This window comes from Streptomyces bugieae (genome assembly GCF_036352915.1).
GTDB classification, from domain to species: Bacteria; Actinomycetota; Actinomycetes; order Streptomycetales; family Streptomycetaceae; genus Streptomyces; species Streptomyces endophytica.
The window spans coordinates 1-425 of record NZ_JAZBJP010000195.1; the positions used below are offsets into that span (position 1 = coordinate 1).

Sequence of the window (425 nt, forward strand, 5' to 3'; positions counted from 1 at the left end):
GCCCTGGTGGGCGGGATCGGCCATGATGGGAACGCCCTGGCGCTCGCAGATCCGGATGATTCGGTGGGTGCGGGCGGCGGTCAGGTCGTGGGTGCGGCCCGGCAGGGCGGGCGAGAGCCACAGCAGCCGGCCGTCGTGATCGGTGACGACCTGCACGTTCACGCCGTGGGGCCGGTGTTTGTGGGAGTGGTCGGCCCGGCCGTCGCCGACCCGGTCGTACTCGGCGAGAGTCCCGTCGGGCAGGACGAAGTCGGGATCATGCTCGCGCAGCGTCTTCAGCAGACCCGGAGCACGGGCGGCGAGCAGGTCGACGACTGCGCTGGTGTAGGTGTGGGCGGTGGACTCGCTGATCCCGGACCCTGCGGCGATCCTCACCGGAGTGGTGTGTTCACGCAGGTACACCAGTGCCACCATCCCGCGCTGGG

Annotated in this window: 1 protein-coding gene; it reads right to left on the reverse strand. The window is 70.8% G+C overall.

Translation table 11 applies throughout. The features are described from left to right. On the reverse strand, positions 1–425 hold a 425-nt coding region (locus V2J85_RS40850; RefSeq protein ID WP_330824423.1), incomplete at both ends, for a transposase family protein.